The 15,579-nt window shown below is 68.5% G+C and carries 15 protein-coding genes and 1 pseudogene; 10 read left to right on the forward strand and 6 right to left on the reverse strand.

The window, feature by feature from the left end; all coding sequences use genetic code 11:
* Window positions 1-65: 65 nt before the first annotated feature.
* On the reverse strand, window positions 66-419 hold the full coding sequence (locus tag OG370_RS39400; RefSeq protein ID WP_328473008.1) for a hypothetical protein: 354 nt from the start codon (window positions 417-419) through the stop codon (window positions 66-68).
* Between the two features lie 74 nt (window positions 420-493).
* Here OG370_RS39400 and OG370_RS39405 point away from each other — a divergent pair, with 74 nt between their 5' ends.
* Together OG370_RS39405 and OG370_RS39410 are read left to right on the forward strand one after the other, a co-directional pair.
* Window positions 494-1,186, forward strand: a complete 693-nt coding sequence (locus tag OG370_RS39405; protein ID WP_328473010.1) for a response regulator transcription factor — start codon at window positions 494-496, stop codon at window positions 1,184-1,186.
* Between the two features lie 10 nt (window positions 1,187-1,196).
* Window positions 1,197-2,300 carry a sensor histidine kinase gene (locus tag OG370_RS39410; RefSeq protein ID WP_328473012.1) on the forward strand — a complete coding sequence of 368 codons (1,104 nt, stop codon included), beginning with the start codon at window positions 1,197-1,199 and terminating at the stop codon, window positions 2,298-2,300.
* 120 nt (window positions 2,301-2,420) lie between these two features.
* Here the strand turns inward: OG370_RS39410 and OG370_RS39415 are convergent, their stop codons facing one another.
* Window positions 2,421-3,803 (reverse strand): UDP-N-acetylmuramoyl-tripeptide--D-alanyl-D-alanine ligase, encoded by a 1,383-nt coding sequence (locus tag OG370_RS39415; protein WP_328473014.1) that lies wholly within the window; start codon window positions 3,801-3,803, stop codon window positions 2,421-2,423.
* Window positions 3,804-4,606: 803 nt separating this feature from the next.
* Here OG370_RS39415 and vanX point away from each other — a divergent pair.
* On the forward strand, window positions 4,607-5,215 hold the full coding sequence (vanX, locus tag OG370_RS39420; protein WP_328473016.1) for a D-Ala-D-Ala dipeptidase VanX: 609 nt from the start codon (window positions 4,607-4,609) through the stop codon (window positions 5,213-5,215).
* Window positions 5,216-5,528: 313 nt separating this feature from the next.
* Window positions 5,529-5,858 (forward strand): hypothetical protein, encoded by a 330-nt coding sequence (locus tag OG370_RS39425; protein ID WP_328473018.1) that lies wholly within the window; start codon window positions 5,529-5,531, stop codon window positions 5,856-5,858.
* Here the strand turns inward: OG370_RS39425 and OG370_RS39430 are convergent.
* Window positions 5,842-6,381, reverse strand: a pseudogene (locus tag OG370_RS39430) (hypothetical protein); the annotation flags it as partial. The gene OG370_RS39425 and the pseudogene OG370_RS39430 overlap by 17 nt on opposite strands.
* A gap of 192 nt (window positions 6,382-6,573) precedes the next feature.
* Between OG370_RS39430 and OG370_RS39435 the strand changes: the two are divergent.
* From OG370_RS39435 to OG370_RS39455, 5 genes are all read left to right on the forward strand, one after another.
* Window positions 6,574-7,275 carry an ABC transporter transmembrane domain-containing protein gene (locus OG370_RS39435; protein WP_328473020.1) on the forward strand — a complete coding sequence of 234 codons (702 nt, stop codon included), beginning with the start codon at window positions 6,574-6,576 and terminating at the stop codon, window positions 7,273-7,275.
* A 36-nt stretch (window positions 7,276-7,311) separates the two neighbouring features.
* Complete coding sequence (locus OG370_RS39440; protein WP_328459253.1) at window positions 7,312-7,722, forward strand: transposase; 411 nt, start codon at window positions 7,312-7,314, stop codon at window positions 7,720-7,722.
* Between the two features lie 5 nt (window positions 7,723-7,727).
* Window positions 7,728-8,816, forward strand: coding sequence for an IS3 family transposase (locus tag OG370_RS39445; RefSeq protein ID WP_328459254.1), 1,089 nt, complete (start codon window positions 7,728-7,730; stop codon window positions 8,814-8,816).
* 24 nt (window positions 8,817-8,840) lie between these two features.
* The gene (locus OG370_RS39450; RefSeq protein WP_328473022.1) at window positions 8,841-9,026 is read left to right on the forward strand and encodes an SAM-dependent methyltransferase; all 186 of its coding nucleotides are present in this window, start codon (window positions 8,841-8,843) and stop codon (window positions 9,024-9,026) included.
* A 63-nt stretch (window positions 9,027-9,089) separates the two neighbouring features.
* Entirely contained in the window at window positions 9,090-9,908 is an 819-nt protein-coding gene (locus OG370_RS39455; RefSeq protein ID WP_328473024.1) for an SAM-dependent methyltransferase, read from the forward strand.
* A gap of 793 nt (window positions 9,909-10,701) precedes the next feature.
* On the opposite strand, the gene adh is transcribed toward OG370_RS39455, so the two are convergent.
* Entirely contained in the window at window positions 10,702-12,219 is a 1,518-nt protein-coding gene (adh, locus tag OG370_RS39465; RefSeq protein ID WP_328473026.1) for an aldehyde dehydrogenase, read from the reverse strand.
* A gap of 214 nt (window positions 12,220-12,433) precedes the next feature.
* The gene (locus OG370_RS39470) at window positions 12,434-13,828 is read right to left on the reverse strand and encodes an IS30 family transposase (RefSeq protein WP_328473029.1); all 1,395 of its coding nucleotides are present in this window, start codon (window positions 13,826-13,828) and stop codon (window positions 12,434-12,436) included.
* 61 nt (window positions 13,829-13,889) lie between these two features.
* Here OG370_RS39470 and OG370_RS39475 point away from each other — a divergent pair, with 61 nt between their 5' ends.
* Complete coding sequence (locus tag OG370_RS39475; RefSeq protein WP_328473031.1) at window positions 13,890-14,138, forward strand: hypothetical protein; 249 nt, start codon at window positions 13,890-13,892, stop codon at window positions 14,136-14,138.
* Window positions 14,139-14,228: 90 nt separating this feature from the next.
* Here OG370_RS39475 and OG370_RS39480 read toward each other — a convergent pair whose 3' ends face one another.
* On the reverse strand, window positions 14,229-15,461 hold the full coding sequence (locus OG370_RS39480) for a transcriptional regulator (RefSeq protein ID WP_328473033.1): 1,233 nt from the start codon (window positions 15,459-15,461) through the stop codon (window positions 14,229-14,231).
* Between the last annotated feature and the right edge of the window lie 118 nt (window positions 15,462-15,579).

Consider the following 15,579-nt stretch of genomic DNA (forward strand, 5'->3'; position numbering starts at 1 on the left):
AGGCTAGGGTCGGTGAGGGTCGGGCCGGGGCGCAGCCATCGACGCTTTCCACCCGAACGGGCGGTTCAGGTGACCGGGCGGCCTGCCGTGAAGATGTGCCGGACCTTGCGGAGGCTGCCCAACTCGGCCAGCGGGTCGCCGTCGATGACGATGAGGTCGGCGCGCATCGCGTCCCGCCGCATTTGTACGGCGTGGTAGCCGAGTTCGCCAGAGAGCACGCCCGGCTGTGGACCGGGTTTGCCGATCGCCTGGACGACTGGGTGGCGACTTTGGCCGCAGAGTGATCGGGTGCGGCGGTGTTCCACCGTGGGCGACACGGCCCGGTACACGGCCGGTGCGCGCGTGCAGGCGTCTGGCTGGTCCTCGCTGGAAGCCACGACGAACACCGTGACTCCCGACATAATCAGCTCGGTGGCCACTGTGACGGCTCCGGCTCCCCGATATCCGGTTTTCGATACGCCGACGATATGGCACCGGCTCGTAGTATGCAGCCATGCGCGTGTTGGTCGTTGAGGACGAGCCCTTCATGGCAGAGGCCATCCGCGATGGGCTGCGCCTGGAAGCCATCGCGGCAGACATCGCCGGGGACGGTGATACCGCCCTGGAGATGCTGAGTACCAACGCCTACGCCATCGTCGTCCTCGACCGGGACATCCCCGGACCTTCGGGTGACGAGATCGCCAAGCGCATCGTCGCCTCCGGAAGCGGCATGCCGATCCTCATGCTGACCGCTGCGGACCGGCTCGACGACAAGGCCACCGGGTTCGAGCTCGGCGCCGACGACTACCTCACCAAGCCCTTCGCGCTGCGAGAACTCGTGCTCAGGCTCAGAGCGCTCGACCGCAGGCGCGCCCACAACAGACCACCAGTGCGGGAGATCGCGGGCCTCCGGGTGGACCCCTTCCGCCGCGAGGTCTACCGCGAGGGCCACTACATCGCGCTCACCAGGAAGCAGTTCGCCGTGCTCGAAGTCCTCGTTGCTGCCGAAGGCGGCGTCATCAGTGCGGAGGAGTTGCTGGAGCGGGCGTGGGACGAGAACGCGGACCCGTTCACCAACGCCGTGCGCATCACGGTCTCGGCCCTGCGCAAGCGCCTCGGCGAGCCCTGGCTGATCACCACCGTGTCCGGGGTCGGCTACCGCATCGACACGGAAGCGGACGCCGACGGACGGACAGCGCGTGGATAGGCGCCAGGGATTGAGCGTCCGCCTCAAACTCACGCTCAGCTACGCCGGGTTCCTCGTGGTCGCGGGCACCTTGCTGCTTTCCGCCGTATGGGTATTCCTTCTGCGGGGAAGGTCGAACAGCATTCAGGTCCCCCATAGGTCCGACTTCCTGCTCGTCTTCGACCCGAACAATTTCGGCCCGGTCGTCTTCGTCCCGGCGGGGATACTGGTGCTGGTGTTCCTGCTGGTGTTCGGTCTGGTGGGCGGGTGGATCCTGGCCGGCCGGATGCTCACCCCCCTGATCCGGATCACCGACGCCACCCGCGCGGTGGCGAACGGGCCGCTTTCCTACCGGCTGCACCTGCCGGGCCGCCGCGACGAGTTCCGCGAGCTCGCGGACTCCTTCGACATAATGCTCGCGCAGTTCGAAGACCACGTCGCCGAGCAGCAGCGATTCGCGGCCAACGCCTCTCATGAACTGCGCACGCCGCTCGCGGTCACGCAGGCGCTTCTCGACGTGGCCCACAACGATCCGGAACGTGACTTCCGCGAGCTTGTCGAGCGCTTGCGCGTGGTCAACACCCGGGCCATCGACCTCACTGAAGCACTGCTCCTGCTCAGTCGCGCCAACCAGCGGTCCTTCACCAGGGAGCACGTCGACTTGTCCCTGATGGCGGAAGAAGCCACAGAAACGCTCCTGCTCCTGGCGGAAAAGCACGGTGTCACCATCGAAACCTCCGGCGAGATGGGCAACACCATCGGCTCGCAGGCGCTCCTGCTGCAGATGACCACGAACCTTCTGCACAACGCGATCGGCCACAACCTGCCCGAGCAGGGCATCGTGTGGGTGCGTACCAGCGTCCGCCCCCACACCGTCGTGCTCACTGTCGAGAACACCGGCGAGAAGCTCACCTCGCAATTGGTCTCGACACTCACCGAGCCGTTCCGGCGCGGCACCGACCGCCTGCGCACCGGTCACGCAGGTGTCGGCCTCGGCCTGGCAATCGTCAAAAGCATCACCCAGGCACACGACGGCACCCTCACCCTCACTCCCCGCCCCGCAGGCGGGCTGCGGGTCACGGTGGAACTTCCCGCCGCGCCGGCGCACGCGCGAACGGACGGCGGTCGGGCCTGACGAACGTCCGGATCTCCCAGGGCAACCCTCGCCTGCGAGAGACCCGTCCGGACGTCAGGCGGGCGGCGCCGTGTTCGACCGGTGCCCAGCGGACCCGTACGCCAACAGCCGCAGCCACTCCTACCCGTCGTTCTTCGGTCCCTGTACCAGCACTTCGGCTGGGGCGGACACCAGCGCGGCGGCGACCTCGTCGAGGTGAGCCCCGCGGGAAGCCTTGACGAGCACGACATCGCCGGACATGAGCCGGCCGCGCAGCCACTCGACGGCCGCGGCATTGTCGGCCAGCGCCACCGCCCGCTCCCCGGCGGCTTCGGCGAGCGGGCGGGCGCCGACCGCGACGACCACGTCGGCCCGGCGGGCGGCGTACTCCCCGATGGCGCGGTGCGCGTCCTGGCTGCCCTCGCCGAGTTCGAGCATCTCGCCGAGGACGGCGATGCGGCGCCTGCCCTCGACCGCCGCCAGTGCGTCCAGAGCGGCACGGGTCGAGTCGGGGTCGGCGTTGAAGGAGTCGTCCAGCAGCTTTACGCCGCCGGCGAGATCACGCAGTTCCAGGCGCCACTTCGACAGCGAGACCTTGGGCAGGGCCGCAGCGGCCGCATCGAGGGAGACGCCGGCCACCAGCCCCGCCGCCGTGGCAGCAGCCGCGTTGAGCGCCTGGTGCGTGCCCACGAGCGGCAGGGTGACCCCTGCCCGGCCGGTGGCGGTCCGCAGGTTGAAGGACGGCCGGGCGAGCCGGTCCAGCACCACGTCGAGTACGCGCACGTCGGAGTGTTCCGCGTGGCCGAAGGTCACAACCGGGCGATCGGTGAGCGAGCGCATCGCGACCACCCGGGGATCGTCGGCGCCCAGGACCGCGGTGCCGCCGGGCGCCAGACCCTGCACCAGCTCACCCTTGGCCCGGGCGATGGCCTCTCGCGACCCGAGATAGCTGAGATGGGCGTGGCCCACGTTGAGGACCACAGCGACGTCGGGCGCGACCAGGCCGGTGAGTTTGGCGATGTCGCCGATGCGGCGCACTCCCATCTCGAGGACGAGGAAGCGGGTGGCCTCGCTGGTACGCAGCATGGTGAGCGGTACGCCGAGCTCGTTGTTGAGCGAGCCGCCCGTGGCGATCGTCGGGGCGGTGCTCGACAGCACGGCCGCCAACAGGTCCTTGGTGCTGGTCTTGCCGCGGGACCCGGTCACCCCGACCACGGTCAGTCCGTCGCGCAGCCGTGCCACGACGTGGGCGGCCAGCGTCTGCAACGCGGCTTCGGTGTCCTCGACGACGACGGTCGGCAGCGCCGTGGGCCGGGAGCCGAGCACAGCCACCGCGCCGACCCGGCCGGCCTGGTAGGCGTGGTCGTGGCCGTCGGAGCGTGCGCCGGCCAAGGCGACGAAGAGGCCGCCCGGCTCCGCCCGCCGGCCGTCGATCACGGCCGGGGCGGTCACCGTCACGGTCTTGTCGCCCTGGACCTTCCCGCCGACCACCGCGGCGATCTCGCCCAGGCTGAGCGGGATCACGCCCGGACCGCGCAGGGATCGGTGAGGCACACCTGGCCCCGGCCGCCCGCCGGGACGGCGAGCGGAGGCGGGCTGGCGAGCGGAGGCGGGCCGGCGAGGTGGAAGGGAACTGAGGTTGGTTCGCAGGTAGTCATACCGCCCAGACAAGAGAGCGTGATGTTGCCGGGGCGTATGCGGTTTCCGATACGCCGACGATATGTTGCCGGCCCCCTCCCCACGAGAGCAGGCGTGTGGCTGCTCTCGTGGGGATCGGCCGAACGCTCCGGCAGTCGAGGCATCGGGACCGGCAGCCGCGTCGCCGGCCCGCCCCGGCCGTACCTCGGGGCCGCTTTGAGCGGTGGGGTGGAACGGCAGCGTGCAGGGGGTTGAGTCCTCCGGCCGCCGAGGGGCGGGGGAGGCGGGGGAGGTCCTTGAAGATCGATACGAGGATCGTCACGCGGGCAGCGGTCGACATATCGTCGGCGTAACAAAAAACGCATACGCTCTGGCAACTCCACGCTCTCTTGTCTTGAAAATATGATTTCGAGTGGACCAACCCGAGCGGCGGTGCGCCGCACCCGAGCGCCGGCGTCGTCCTCCGGTGCTGTCTCGAAGACGGGAACCACGGTCGGCCACACGTCGATCGGCGAGGTGCGTCGGCAAAGCGACATCGTCACGATCCACACCCGCTCACCGCGGGAACCCGCCATCTCGTCGATCGCCGGCGTACCGGGCAGGCGCGACCCAGCGCGTTCACCGTCGATACCGGAGGCGGACTGCTCAGGAGAACGGCTCGTGTCCATGGCACTGCACCAGAAGAAGCGATGAACGACGACTTCGTGTACCTGGACGAACTGGTGCCCGGAATCCGGTGGGATGCCAAGTACGCCACCTCGGACAACTTCACCGGAAAGCCGGTGGACGGGTATCTGGCTCATCGGATTGCCGGCTCCAAGGCTTTGTGCACAACCCTGGGGCACGCGCAAGAAGAGGCCGCATCCCTCGGCTTCGGCCTGCTTGTCTGGGACGGATACCGTCCGCAACGCGCCGTCGACTGCTTCCGCAAATGGTCGCAACAGCCGGAGGACGGCCGGACGAAGCGGCGCCACTACCCCGGAATCGACCGGGTCGAGCTCTTCGACAAGGGATATGTCGCGGCCAAGTCAGGCCACAGTCGCGGCAGTTCCGTCGACCTCACACTCTACAGTCTCACGACCGGAGAAATGGTCAGTATGGGTGGCGGCTACGACCTCATGGACCCGATCTCGCATCACGGAGCAAATGGAATAACGCCTGTCGAAGCGAAGAACCGCGAGCTCCTTTGCTTCATCATGGAGACATGCGGATTTGCTCGCTACGCCTGCGAATGGTGGCACTACACGCTGGAAAGCGAGCCCTATCCAGATGTCTATTTCGACTTTCCCATCGTATGATGGAACCCTCCCGTTTGTCTCGCAATGGGGAAGCCTGGACCGGAACGACGAGGTCGTCATACGGCGTGCCGCCTCGTCGAGGCTGGACGTCTTCCTGGGACGTACCGATCCCTCGCACCCTCTCGACTGGGCCTCCGACGGATACCATTCGTACGAGGAGTACCTCTTCTGGTCCCGCAAAATCTGCGGCCTGGCATGCCTCCAGTCCCTGCTTCACGGCTGGACCGACGTCCGATTGCCGATGCGTGCACTCCTTTCGCTGGCCCTCGACCGGGGCTGCTATGTGGTGGAACCCCAGGGAGGGGTCCAGGGGATGATCTACCGGCCGTTCATGGACTGGGTCGGCTCACAATTCGGTTTCACATGCCATCTGGTCGAGAACACGCCGATCCAGGAATCCGCCCGAGCGGTACGACCCGGGCAGGCCCTGATCGCTTCCGTGTCTCCTGAGATCCGGGACCCCGACACCCACGAACCGCGACGGGGAGGGCATCTCGTGCTGATTCATGAGGTCCACGGCGAGACGGTACGGTTCCATAATCCGTCGGGCTACTCCCACAACGCGGACTCCGCGTCGCTTCCCATGCACGTATTCGAGGGCTTCCACGCAGGACGAGGAATCCTGGTCAGCGCCACACCGTGAGCCCGGGCGGATCGGCACCGCGCGCCACCGACAGCGCGAGCTCGAAGGTCCGCCGAGTCGGCGACAGCCCGCGTCCGGGCAGGCGCGGGAGGAGTGTCGTCACCCACGGCCCGGCGCCGGTCAAGGCGCGGTCGGCGGCCGGCACCGGGCCACCCTGGCGCTCGCCGATGTGGATGATCCGGTGGGCGCGGACGACGTCCAGGCCGGGGAACAGGACACCGATGTCGTCGATGGCGTACTGTCTCCCGGCGAGCTGAACCTCGGTCCGCCCTCGGCGGGTTGGCCGCGAGGTTCGGCACCGGTGACCGTTGTCCGGTCCGCCTCCACCGCGGCCCTGCCCCTGACGGCCGCACGCGCAGGCGAACGGCAGATGGCCGTCCGGGTCGGTGACGACCTGGACGTCCACGCCGTGTCGGCGGTGCTTGGCCGAGTAGCCGGCCCGTCTGTCGCCGACCCGGTCGCACTCCGCGAGGGTGCCGTCGAGCAGGACGAACTCGGTGTCCGCCTCGCGCAGTTCCTTCACGGCGGCAAGCGGACGAGTCCCGGGCCGCCAGGGTGATCGCGCTGACACCTGGCGCCGCGGCGCAGGTGGCACCGACACCGAGCAGAGGCGTCCAAGTGCCCGAAGTCCTCAGTTGGACTCACTCGTGGACATCGACGCGATTCAGCACGATGGAGATCGCTGACTGTGTGAGCCGTGCGAGAGGGGACCCGCGTGGAGATAGTGATGCGCTTCCAGGGGGTGAGAAAGGGCGATGACGATCCCGATCCCTGGCAGACCACGATCCACCCGGGAACGGTGCGCAGAGTGCTCACCTATTTTCGCCCGCATATCCGCATGGTGGCGCTCTTCGTGGTCGTCGCCACGATGGAGGCGCTGGCCGTCGCTGCAAGTCCGTTGCTGCTGCGGGAACTCGTCGACAACGGCATCGCCGAGAACGACCGAGGGGTCGTGATCTGGATGGCGTGCCTGACCGCCGCGCTGGCCCTGCTGGGCGCGGCGTTGTCACTGGTGTCCGCCTACATCTCCGGGCGGATCGGGCAGGAGGTCACCTACGACCTTCGCATCCAGGCGCTCGACCACGTCCGGCGTCTGCCGCTCGCGTTCTTCACCCGCACGCAGACGGGGGTACTGGTCGGGCGGTTGCACACCGAACTGGTCATGGCACAGCAGCAGTTCAGCGGCATGCTGATGGCGGCCACCAGCGCGGTCGTGGTCGTGATGGTTCTCGCTGAGCTGTTCTACCTATCATGGCTTGTCGCCGTCATCTCGCTGGCGCTGATTCCGATATTCATCGTGCCCTGGGTCCGCGTGGGGCGGGAGATACAGCGCCGCACCCGTCAGCAGATGGACCAGAACTCCGGCCTCGGCGGACCCCTCTCTGGCAACGTAGGTCGAGTCAGGCATACTGGATGATTCATTGAGCCGAGGGTGGAGAAGGAGAAGTGCTTGGTGGCCAGTACCAACGACCACGGGACCTCGGATCCGCAGGTGACACCCCGCTCGGCGGGTCATCGCCGGTACTCGGCGGCGTACAAGGCAAAGATCTTGGCCGAGTATGAGGGGCTCGACAAGCAGGCCAAGGGTGCCTTGCTGCGGCGCGAGGGCCTGTACTCGTCACTGATCACAACCTGGCGCCAGCAGCGGGACAAGGGTGCAAAGGAGGCGTTGGCCGCGCCGGCGGGTCGGCCGAAGGCCGATCCGCGGGACAAGGAGATCGCCCGGCTCGAGACCGAAAATGCCAAGCTGCAAGCCGAGTTGGGCAAGGCCCGCACCGTCATCGAGGTGCAGTCAAAACTCTCCGCGCTGCTCGACCAGTTCGCCACGGACAGCGCCACGACGAACAACGGCGAGAACACGTGACCCCGGTGGAAGCGGCGGCCGCTGAGGTGGCCGGCGACCTGGGCGGGTCGGCCTTCGAGGCGGCCCGCGCGGCTGCCCTGGACAAGCTGTCCCATCTGGTCGGCCGGGTGAAGGCGTGCGCCGCGCTCGGCATGAGCCGGGCGACCTGGTATCGCCACCACCGCACGTCCCCACCGCCGGTGAAGCCGACCCGGGAGCGTAAGCGCGATCCGCGGGCCCTGAGCGAGGCCGAGGAAGCGGAGGTGTTGGCGGTGTTGCGGTCGGGGGAGTTCGTCGACATGGCACCGGCCGAGATCTACGCGGTGTTGCTGGACCGGGGCACCTACCTGTGTGCGGAGGCGACGATGTACCGGATCCTGCGCCGGCACGGCGAGGTCCGTGAGCGTCGGCGCCAGGCCGTCCATCCGCCGCGCAAGAAGCCCGAGTTGATCGCGACCGCGCCGAACCGGGTGTGGTCGTGGGACATCACCAAGCTGAAGGGCCCGTATCCGGGCAGCTATTTCTGCCTCTACACGATCATTGATATCTACAGCCGCTACACCGTCGGCTGGATGATCGCCGCATCCGAGAACAAGGAGCTCGCCGAGCAGTTTCTGTCCTCCACTATCTCCAAGTACCCCGTTGAACGGGGGAAGTTGACGATCCACTCCGACCGGGGATCGCCGATGATCGCCCACAACGTCGCGCAGATGCTCAGCAATATGGGTGTCACCAAGTCTCACTCGAGACCGAAGACGTCGAATGACAACCCGTACTCGGAAAGTCAGTACAAAACCCTAAAATATCGGCACGATTTCCCTGACCGGTTCGGCTGCATCGAGGACGCCCGCACCTGGTGCACCGGCTTCTTCGACTGGTACAACCTCACCCACCGACACTCGGGGATAGCGATGCACGCTCCCTACGACGTGCACTTCGGTCTCGCCGACCAGCTCCGCGAGATGCGCGCCGACGTCCTCGCGAGCGCCTATCAACAACACCCCGAGCGGTTCGTCCGCAGACCACCCGAGCCCCCAAAACTTCCCGAGGCTGCCTGGATCAACAAACCGGCCGACCTCCGACACCACGATCAAACGATCCCGGCCCAGCAATAGATCGAACTACCTGCCTTGATCACGTTGACAGGTTCCGCAGCCACCTTCAACCTCAGGACACATGCCGAACTGGTGCCCTTCTTCGACGGCTTCGACCTGGTGGACCCCGGGCTGGTCCAGGCGCCGCTGTGGCGGCCCGACGGCCCGGTGCCGGGTCGGCGGGAGCTCGCCCGCATCGGTGGATACGGCGGTGTCGGCGTGAAGAACTGACCCAGTGCCCGCCGCACGCCACGCGCACCGCCCAGCAAGAGAGCACACCGGAGGAACACGGCCATGGCCGACCAGGGATTCACCGCCGACGAGATCGACACCAGCCGGCCGCACCCGGCCCGCATGTACAACTACTACCTCGGCGGCAGAGACAACTACGAGGTAGATCGCGACGCCGCACAGCGGGTGATCGACCTGGCCCCCGAACTCGTGCCCATGGCCCAGGAGAACCGGGCGTTCATGCACCGGGCGGTGCGGTTCGTGGTGGAGAGCGGTGTCCGGCAGATCGTCGACATCGGCACGGGCATCCCCACGTCGCCGAACACGCACCAGGTGGCGCAGGAGGCGGCGCCGGACGTGCGGGTGGCATACGTGGACAACGACCCGATCGTGGCCACGCACGCCGGCGCCCATCTGGTGGGGGCGGGCCGCACCGGGTTCTTCCTGGGCGACCTGCGGGACCCGCAGAGCATCCTGAGCCACCCGACCATCGGCGAGCTGATCGACTTCGACCAGCCGGTGGCCCTGATGCTCCTGGCGATCCTGCACTTCGTCGAGGACGACGAGGACCCGGCCGCGCTGGTCGACGCCTACCTGGACGCGCTGCCGGCCGGCAGCCACCTGATCCTCACCCACTCCACCGCCGACTTCCACCCCGCGGACGCGAACTGGGCCGAGGCCCGGGACATCTACCGGACCAAGGGCGCGACCGCCCCGCTGACCCTGCGCCCGCACGAGCAGGTGCTGCGGTTCTTCGACGGCCTCGAACTGCTCGAACCCGGGCTGGTCCAGGCCCCGTTGTGGCGCCCCGACGGCCCGCTGCCGGACCCGGAGCAGCTTGCGCACATAGGCTTCTACGGCGGCGTCGCCCGTAAGGGCTGAGCCGTGCCGGTCCCGGCTCCGTCCACGCGGTTGCCGGGACCGGGCGCTGCTCCTACGGTGGGCGGTGTGACCGACGAAACCACCCGCGCGGCCCGGCTGTTGGACGCCCGGGCCAAGGTGGAGACGCTGTTCGCCGAGATCGAGGCGCGGCAGCTGGTCGTACCCGGCCAAGGCAGACCCTAAGCGACCGTCGCCGGCCGCACGGGCAAAAGCACGAACGGGTAGGCCCGAGCCGCAGTGCCCTTGCGCTTTTACGGCTGGCCCCTGTGCGCCCCCGGGAAGGGATGGACGGACAACGGCGCTGTCCCCGCAACGAGGCGGGCGGTTACATCGGTCCCAGCGCCTACGGACTGACGTGGGCGAGAGCACGAGAGGCAGCCCTGGACCTCGACGAGCATGCCGTCCTTCGGGCGAAGCGCCCCTACGATCTGCGCTCGGCCGGGATCTCGTTCTGGCTGGCTTCTCAGGGTGTGGACCCTGCTGAATGCGCCCGTCGGGCAGGACAGGGAATCGAGGTCATGTTCCGCTACTACGCCGAGTTCATCACCGGAGCGCAAGACCATGCCAACGGTCTGATCGAAGATTCCATGGGTCGGTGGGGCGCGCGGAGGGAAGCCGAGGTGCCTCACTCCCAGCCGTCTTGGACCGGGAACGGTCCGGAACGGCTGGTCGGAGGTGGGATACCGGTGGGAGATTTCGGGAGGACAGGCACTATCCCGCCCTGGCGGCGATGATCTTCTGCATGGCCGCCTGACCTGGGATATGCCCAGGTCGGGCGGCCTTCGCGTGGGGGTTAGAAGAAGCCCTGCGCCTTCGGCGAATACGACACCAGAAGATTCTTCGTCTGCTGGTAGTGCTCCAGCATCATCTTGTGGTTCTCCCGGCCGATCCCGGAGTTCTTGTAGCCGCCGAACGCCGCGTGCGCCGGATACGCGTGGTAGCAGTTGGTCCACACCCGGCCGGCCTTGATCTCCCGGCCCATCCGGTAGGCGGTGTTGCCGTCGCGGGTCCACACCCCGGCGCCGAGGCCGTAGAGCGTGTCGTTCGCGAGCTTCAGCGCCTCGTCGACGGAGTCGAAGGTGGTCACCGACACCACCGGGCCGAAGATCTCCTCCTGGAAGATCCGCATGTCGTTGGTGCCGCGGAAGATCGTCGGCTCGATGTAGTAGCCGCTCTCCAGCCCCTCGACGGTGCGCTTGGTGCCGCCGGTCAGTACCTCCGCGCCTTCCTGCCGGCCGATGTCGATGTAGGAGAGGATCTTCTCGTACTGGTCGTTGCTGGCCTGCGCGCCGAGCATGGTGGCCGGGTCGAGCGGGTCGCCGCCCTTGATCGCCCGGGTGCGCTCCAGGCAGCGGGCCATGAACTCGTCGTAGATCCCGGCGTGGATCAGCGCGCGCGACGGGCAGGTGCACACCTCGCCCTGGTTCAGCGCGAACATCACGAAGCCCTCGACCGCCTTGTCCAGGTAGTCGTCGTCGGCGGCCGTCACGTCCGGCAGGAAGATGTTGGGGCTCTTGCCGCCCAGTTCCAGGGTCACCGGGATGATGTTCTCGCTGGCGTACTGCATGATCAGCCGCCCGGTGGTGGTCTCGCCGGTGAACGCCACCTTCGCCACCCGCGGGCTGGACGCCAGCGGCTTGCCGGCCTCCACGCCGAAGCCGTTGACGACGTTGATCACGCCCGGCGGGAGCAGGTCCGCGATCAGCTCCATCACCAGCAGCAGGCTCGCAGGGGTCTGCTCGGCCGGCTTGATCACCACGCAGTTGCCCGCGGCCAGCGCCGGTGCCAGCTTCCAGGTCGCCATCAGGATGGGGAAGTTCCACGGGATGATCTGCCCGACCACGCCCAGCGGCTCGTGGTAGTGGTACGCCACCGTGTCCGCGTCGATCTCGCCGATCGAGCCCTCCTGGGCCCGGATGGCGCCGGCGAAGTAGCGGAAGTGGTCCACCGCCAGCGGCAGGTCCGCGGCGAGCGTCTCCCGGACCGGCTTGCCGTTCTCCCAGGTCTCGGCGACCGCCAGCTTCTCCAGGTTCTCCTCGATACGGTCGGCGATCTTGTTGAGGATCACCGCGCGCTCGGTCGTGGACGTACGGCCCCACGGGCCGGCCGCCGCGTGCGCCGCGTCCAGCGCGGCCTCGATGTCCGGCGCGGTGGAGCGGGCGACCTGGCAGAAGGTCTCCCCCGTCACCGGTGACGGGTTGTCGAAGTACTGGCCCTCGACGGGCGCGACCCAGTCGCCCCCGATGAAGTTGTCATAACGTGCGGCGTAGTTGACGATGCTGCCTTCGGTGCCGGGTTGCGCGTAGACCATGGCGGGGCTCCTGAGAGTACGCAGAGGTACGACGTGACCACTGTGGCCGCCCGAGGTTGGCGAAAGGTTGGCACGGCCGGCCCCGCCGTACGGCCGCCCCCCGCTCCGTCGACTCGGGAGAGGCCAGGGCCCGGCTTCCGTGGGCTCCCACCGCTTTCGTCCCCGCGTTCGAAGAAAAGGCGGCGTGGAGAGGCAGTGAAGGGATAGGCTGGACTCAACCGGTCGTTGCAACACCGGTCTGTTGGAGCAACCGTACCTGCTCGTTGAACGCCTCGGCTGGTGTCCTCCAACCAAGTGTCTTGCGGGGTCTGGTGTTCAGCGCGTGAGCAACGGCTTCGATTTCTTCGGCGGACCAGCGCGAGAGGTCGGTGCCCTTCGGAAAGTACTGGCGCAGGAGCCCGTTGGTATTCTCGTTCGTGCCTCGCTGCCATGGGCTGCGCGGATCGGCGAAGAACACGGGGATACCGGTCTCGACCCTGAACTGCGTGTGTGCCGACATTTCCTTGCCGCGGTCCCATGTCAGCGACCGCGTCAGCTGCTCGGGAAGCGTCGACATCGTGTTGGCGAGTGCCTTCTTCATGGAGATCGCTCCGTAGCCGGCAAGTGCGGGGCCATTCTTCGTTCGAGGGATCGTGCCGTATCCCTCTTCGCGGGGCAGATGAACCAGCATGGTGAACCGGGTCGACCGCTCGACAACGGTGCCGATCGCGGAACGCCCCAGCCCGATGATCAAATCCCCTTCCCAGTGGCCGGGGACAGCGCGGTCCTCGGCCTCGGCGGGCCTCTGGCTGATCAACGCCTCTGGCGTGACGTGCGCCCAGGTCTTCCGCCGTGAACGTGCCCGCGGCGCACGCAGAGCGCGACCGGTCCGAAGACACAAGATGAGCTCGCGTTTCAGCGCTCCGCGGCCCTGAATGTAGAGGGCCTGGTAGATCGCCTCGTGACTGATGCGCATGGATTCATCATCCGGGAAATCAAGCTTGATCCGGTTCGCGATCTGCTCTGGACTCCATGCCTGAACCCACGCACGATCCTTGCGATGCGGCTTGTTCCGCCCCGTCCACGAATCCGTCACAGGTCCCGCGATCGGCATGCCGCCAGATGTGGTGACCTGGCCGGACAGCCTCTCCTGGACGTAGGCGTGCAGCTTCGGATTGGCGGCCAACTTCGCTGTCTTCGGACGCCGGGCCGCCATAGCTGCTTTCCACTGCGCCACCGACGCCCGGTAGTCGAGCTTCCCACTTCTTGTGGCGGCGTTGCGCCGCAACTCCCGGGAGATCGTGCCCGGATGACGATCGACGTCTCGAGCGATCTCGCGCACTCCCTTGCCCTGGGCCCTGAGCAACGCGATCTCCTCCCGCTCGGAAAACGACAGGTACCTGCCCGAGGGCGGCTTCGAATCGAACGGTCGCATGCCGCCACACTGGCGGTACCAGCGCGTCGCGACCGCCGGCGCCACGCCGATGACGGCGGCGGCCTCCTCAGACAGCAGGCCCTTGGCGATCTCCGTCCAGAACGCCGCCTCGACATGACGCTGATACCTCGGATGCCCCGGAGACCTCAGCTTTGGACGCAGAGCCCGGTCCGCTGCCTGCTGACGACGCACCATCCAACACCTCCATGCGTACAAGGTGTTGCGACGACCAGTTGAATCCGCCTAGTGTGCGCCGGTGTCTTTGAGATGGCGCAAGTCGCTTTCCATAGGCGGGCGTTCGCTCGTCTTCGACGTGTTGTTCCTGGCCTACTCGCGGTGGCGCTGGCACGAGTCGTGGTCCAGGCTCGGCATCTGGGTCGCGATCCTGATGGTGCTGACCGCCGCGACGACCGCGTACACGTGGTGGTGGTTCAGCGACCCGCGCCGCGAGGACCGGGTCCGGCGGCTGCGTCGGGAGCGGGACGAACGGGCCCGGCTCAAGTAGGACCGGCCGTTCACACGGCGCGGCGCTCGTCGGCGGGCGGCCTGCGTGGACCGGGGCGGTGTCGCCCACCCGCGGGCGGCCGGTACTCCGTCAGTGGCGGGACGCGCCGATCCGGCTCACCGCGATACCGCGGCGCACGTCGCCCGGTCCGAGCAGCCGCAGCGCGTGCTCGTGCACCTCCGTGTCGTACGGTGCCCGCTCGCCGTAGCGCAGCGCGTACTCCGGGCGGGCCGCGGCCAGCACCGCCTCGCGTACCACCACCTCCAGGTGCTCGCGCCAGGCCACCACGCCCGGCGCCTCCGACAGCGGCAGCAGCGGGCCGCGGTAGCGCTCCACCGCGGTCCCGGTGTCACCGCGGTCCAGCGCCGCCAGCACCTCGACGGCGTCGCACACCACCGGCGCGGTCAGCGCGTACGTCCGCGTGGCGACCGCGCCGTCCAGGGCGCGTCGCAGATGCGAGACCTCGGCCTTGAAGGTGGACGCGGTCACCGGCCGGTCGCCGTACAGCGACGCGCGCAGCCGCTCCGGGGTGAAGCCTCCCGGCTCCAGCGCCAGCAGCGCCAGGATCTCCACCTGCCGTGGCGGCAGGTGCAGCCGCGCGCCCGCCCGGGACACCCGCGCCGGGCCCAGGCAGCGCAGCTCCACGCCCGGCGGCGCCTGCCCGGCCTCCGCCCTGTCCCGCAGCCGCGCCTCGATCGCGGTGGCCAGGGTGCGTACGGTCGGCAGCGCCAGCGGGTGCGAACGGTCCCAGGTGGTGGACAGGTCGAGCACGCCGAGCACCCGGCCGTCCGGGCCGTGGATCGGCGCGCAGTAGCAGACCCAGCCGTGCAGGGCCGCGACCAGGTGCTCGGCGGAGAACACGGTGCTGGGGTGGCCGTTGCGCAGCGCCAGCGACAGCGCGTTCGTGCCCATCGCGCCTTCGTCCCACCGGCCGCCGGGCGCGAAGTTGACCCGTTCCGCGCGGCGCCGCATCACCCGGCCGCCGCAGGTCCACAGGATGGTGCCCGCCTCGTCGGTGACCGCGGCGACGAAACCGGCGTCCTCGGCGATGCTCACCAGCTCGTCGGTCAGGTCCGTGACCGGCCGGTACAGCGGGGAGCGCGGCCACCCGGCGGTGCCCCCGCCCGCGGCGGGCGGCGCGCTCTCCAGGCCCGGGTCCACGGTCGGCAGCGAGCGCGCCCACGACTCCGTGACCTCCGCCCGCACCGGCGGCCCGCCCGCCGAGCCGCGCCCGGCGGACCGCAACTGCGGCACCACCCGGGCCCATTCGTGCTCCAGCAGCGTCCGGCGCCGCTTGAGCGCACCCATCTCCGCCATCGTCATCCCGACTTCGTCGTCGTTCGACCGTCGTCCTGCCGGGCCGGGTCGGGCCCGCCTCTCATTCAAGGGGTGCGCCGCCGCTCCGTCGAGCCCCGCGGACGAAAACCGACGGTTCGAGGGC

The sequence above is a fragment of the Streptomyces sp. NBC_00448 genome (assembly GCF_036014115.1).
Taxonomy (GTDB): Bacteria; Actinomycetota; Actinomycetes; order Streptomycetales; family Streptomycetaceae; genus Actinacidiphila.

Coding starts and splice junctions, on each gene's coding strand:
- OG370_RS39405 (WP_328473010.1), top strand. CDS start 494: ATGCGCGTGTTGGTCGTTGAGGACGAGCCCTTCATGGCAGAGGCCATC.
- vanX (WP_328473016.1), top strand. CDS start 4,607: ATGAACGACGACTTCGTGTACCTGGACGAACTGGTGCCCGGAATCCGG.
- OG370_RS39425 (WP_328473018.1), top strand. CDS start 5,529: ATGATCTACCGGCCGTTCATGGACTGGGTCGGCTCACAATTCGGTTTC.
- OG370_RS39455 (WP_328473024.1), top strand. CDS start 9,090: ATGGCCGACCAGGGATTCACCGCCGACGAGATCGACACCAGCCGGCCG.
- adh (WP_328473026.1), bottom strand. CDS start 12,219: ATGGTCTACGCGCAACCCGGCACCGAAGGCAGCATCGTCAACTACGCC.
- OG370_RS39470 (WP_328473029.1), bottom strand. CDS start 13,828: ATGGTGCGTCGTCAGCAGGCAGCGGACCGGGCTCTGCGTCCAAAGCTG.
- OG370_RS39480 (WP_328473033.1), bottom strand. CDS start 15,461: ATGACGATGGCGGAGATGGGTGCGCTCAAGCGGCGCCGGACGCTGCTG.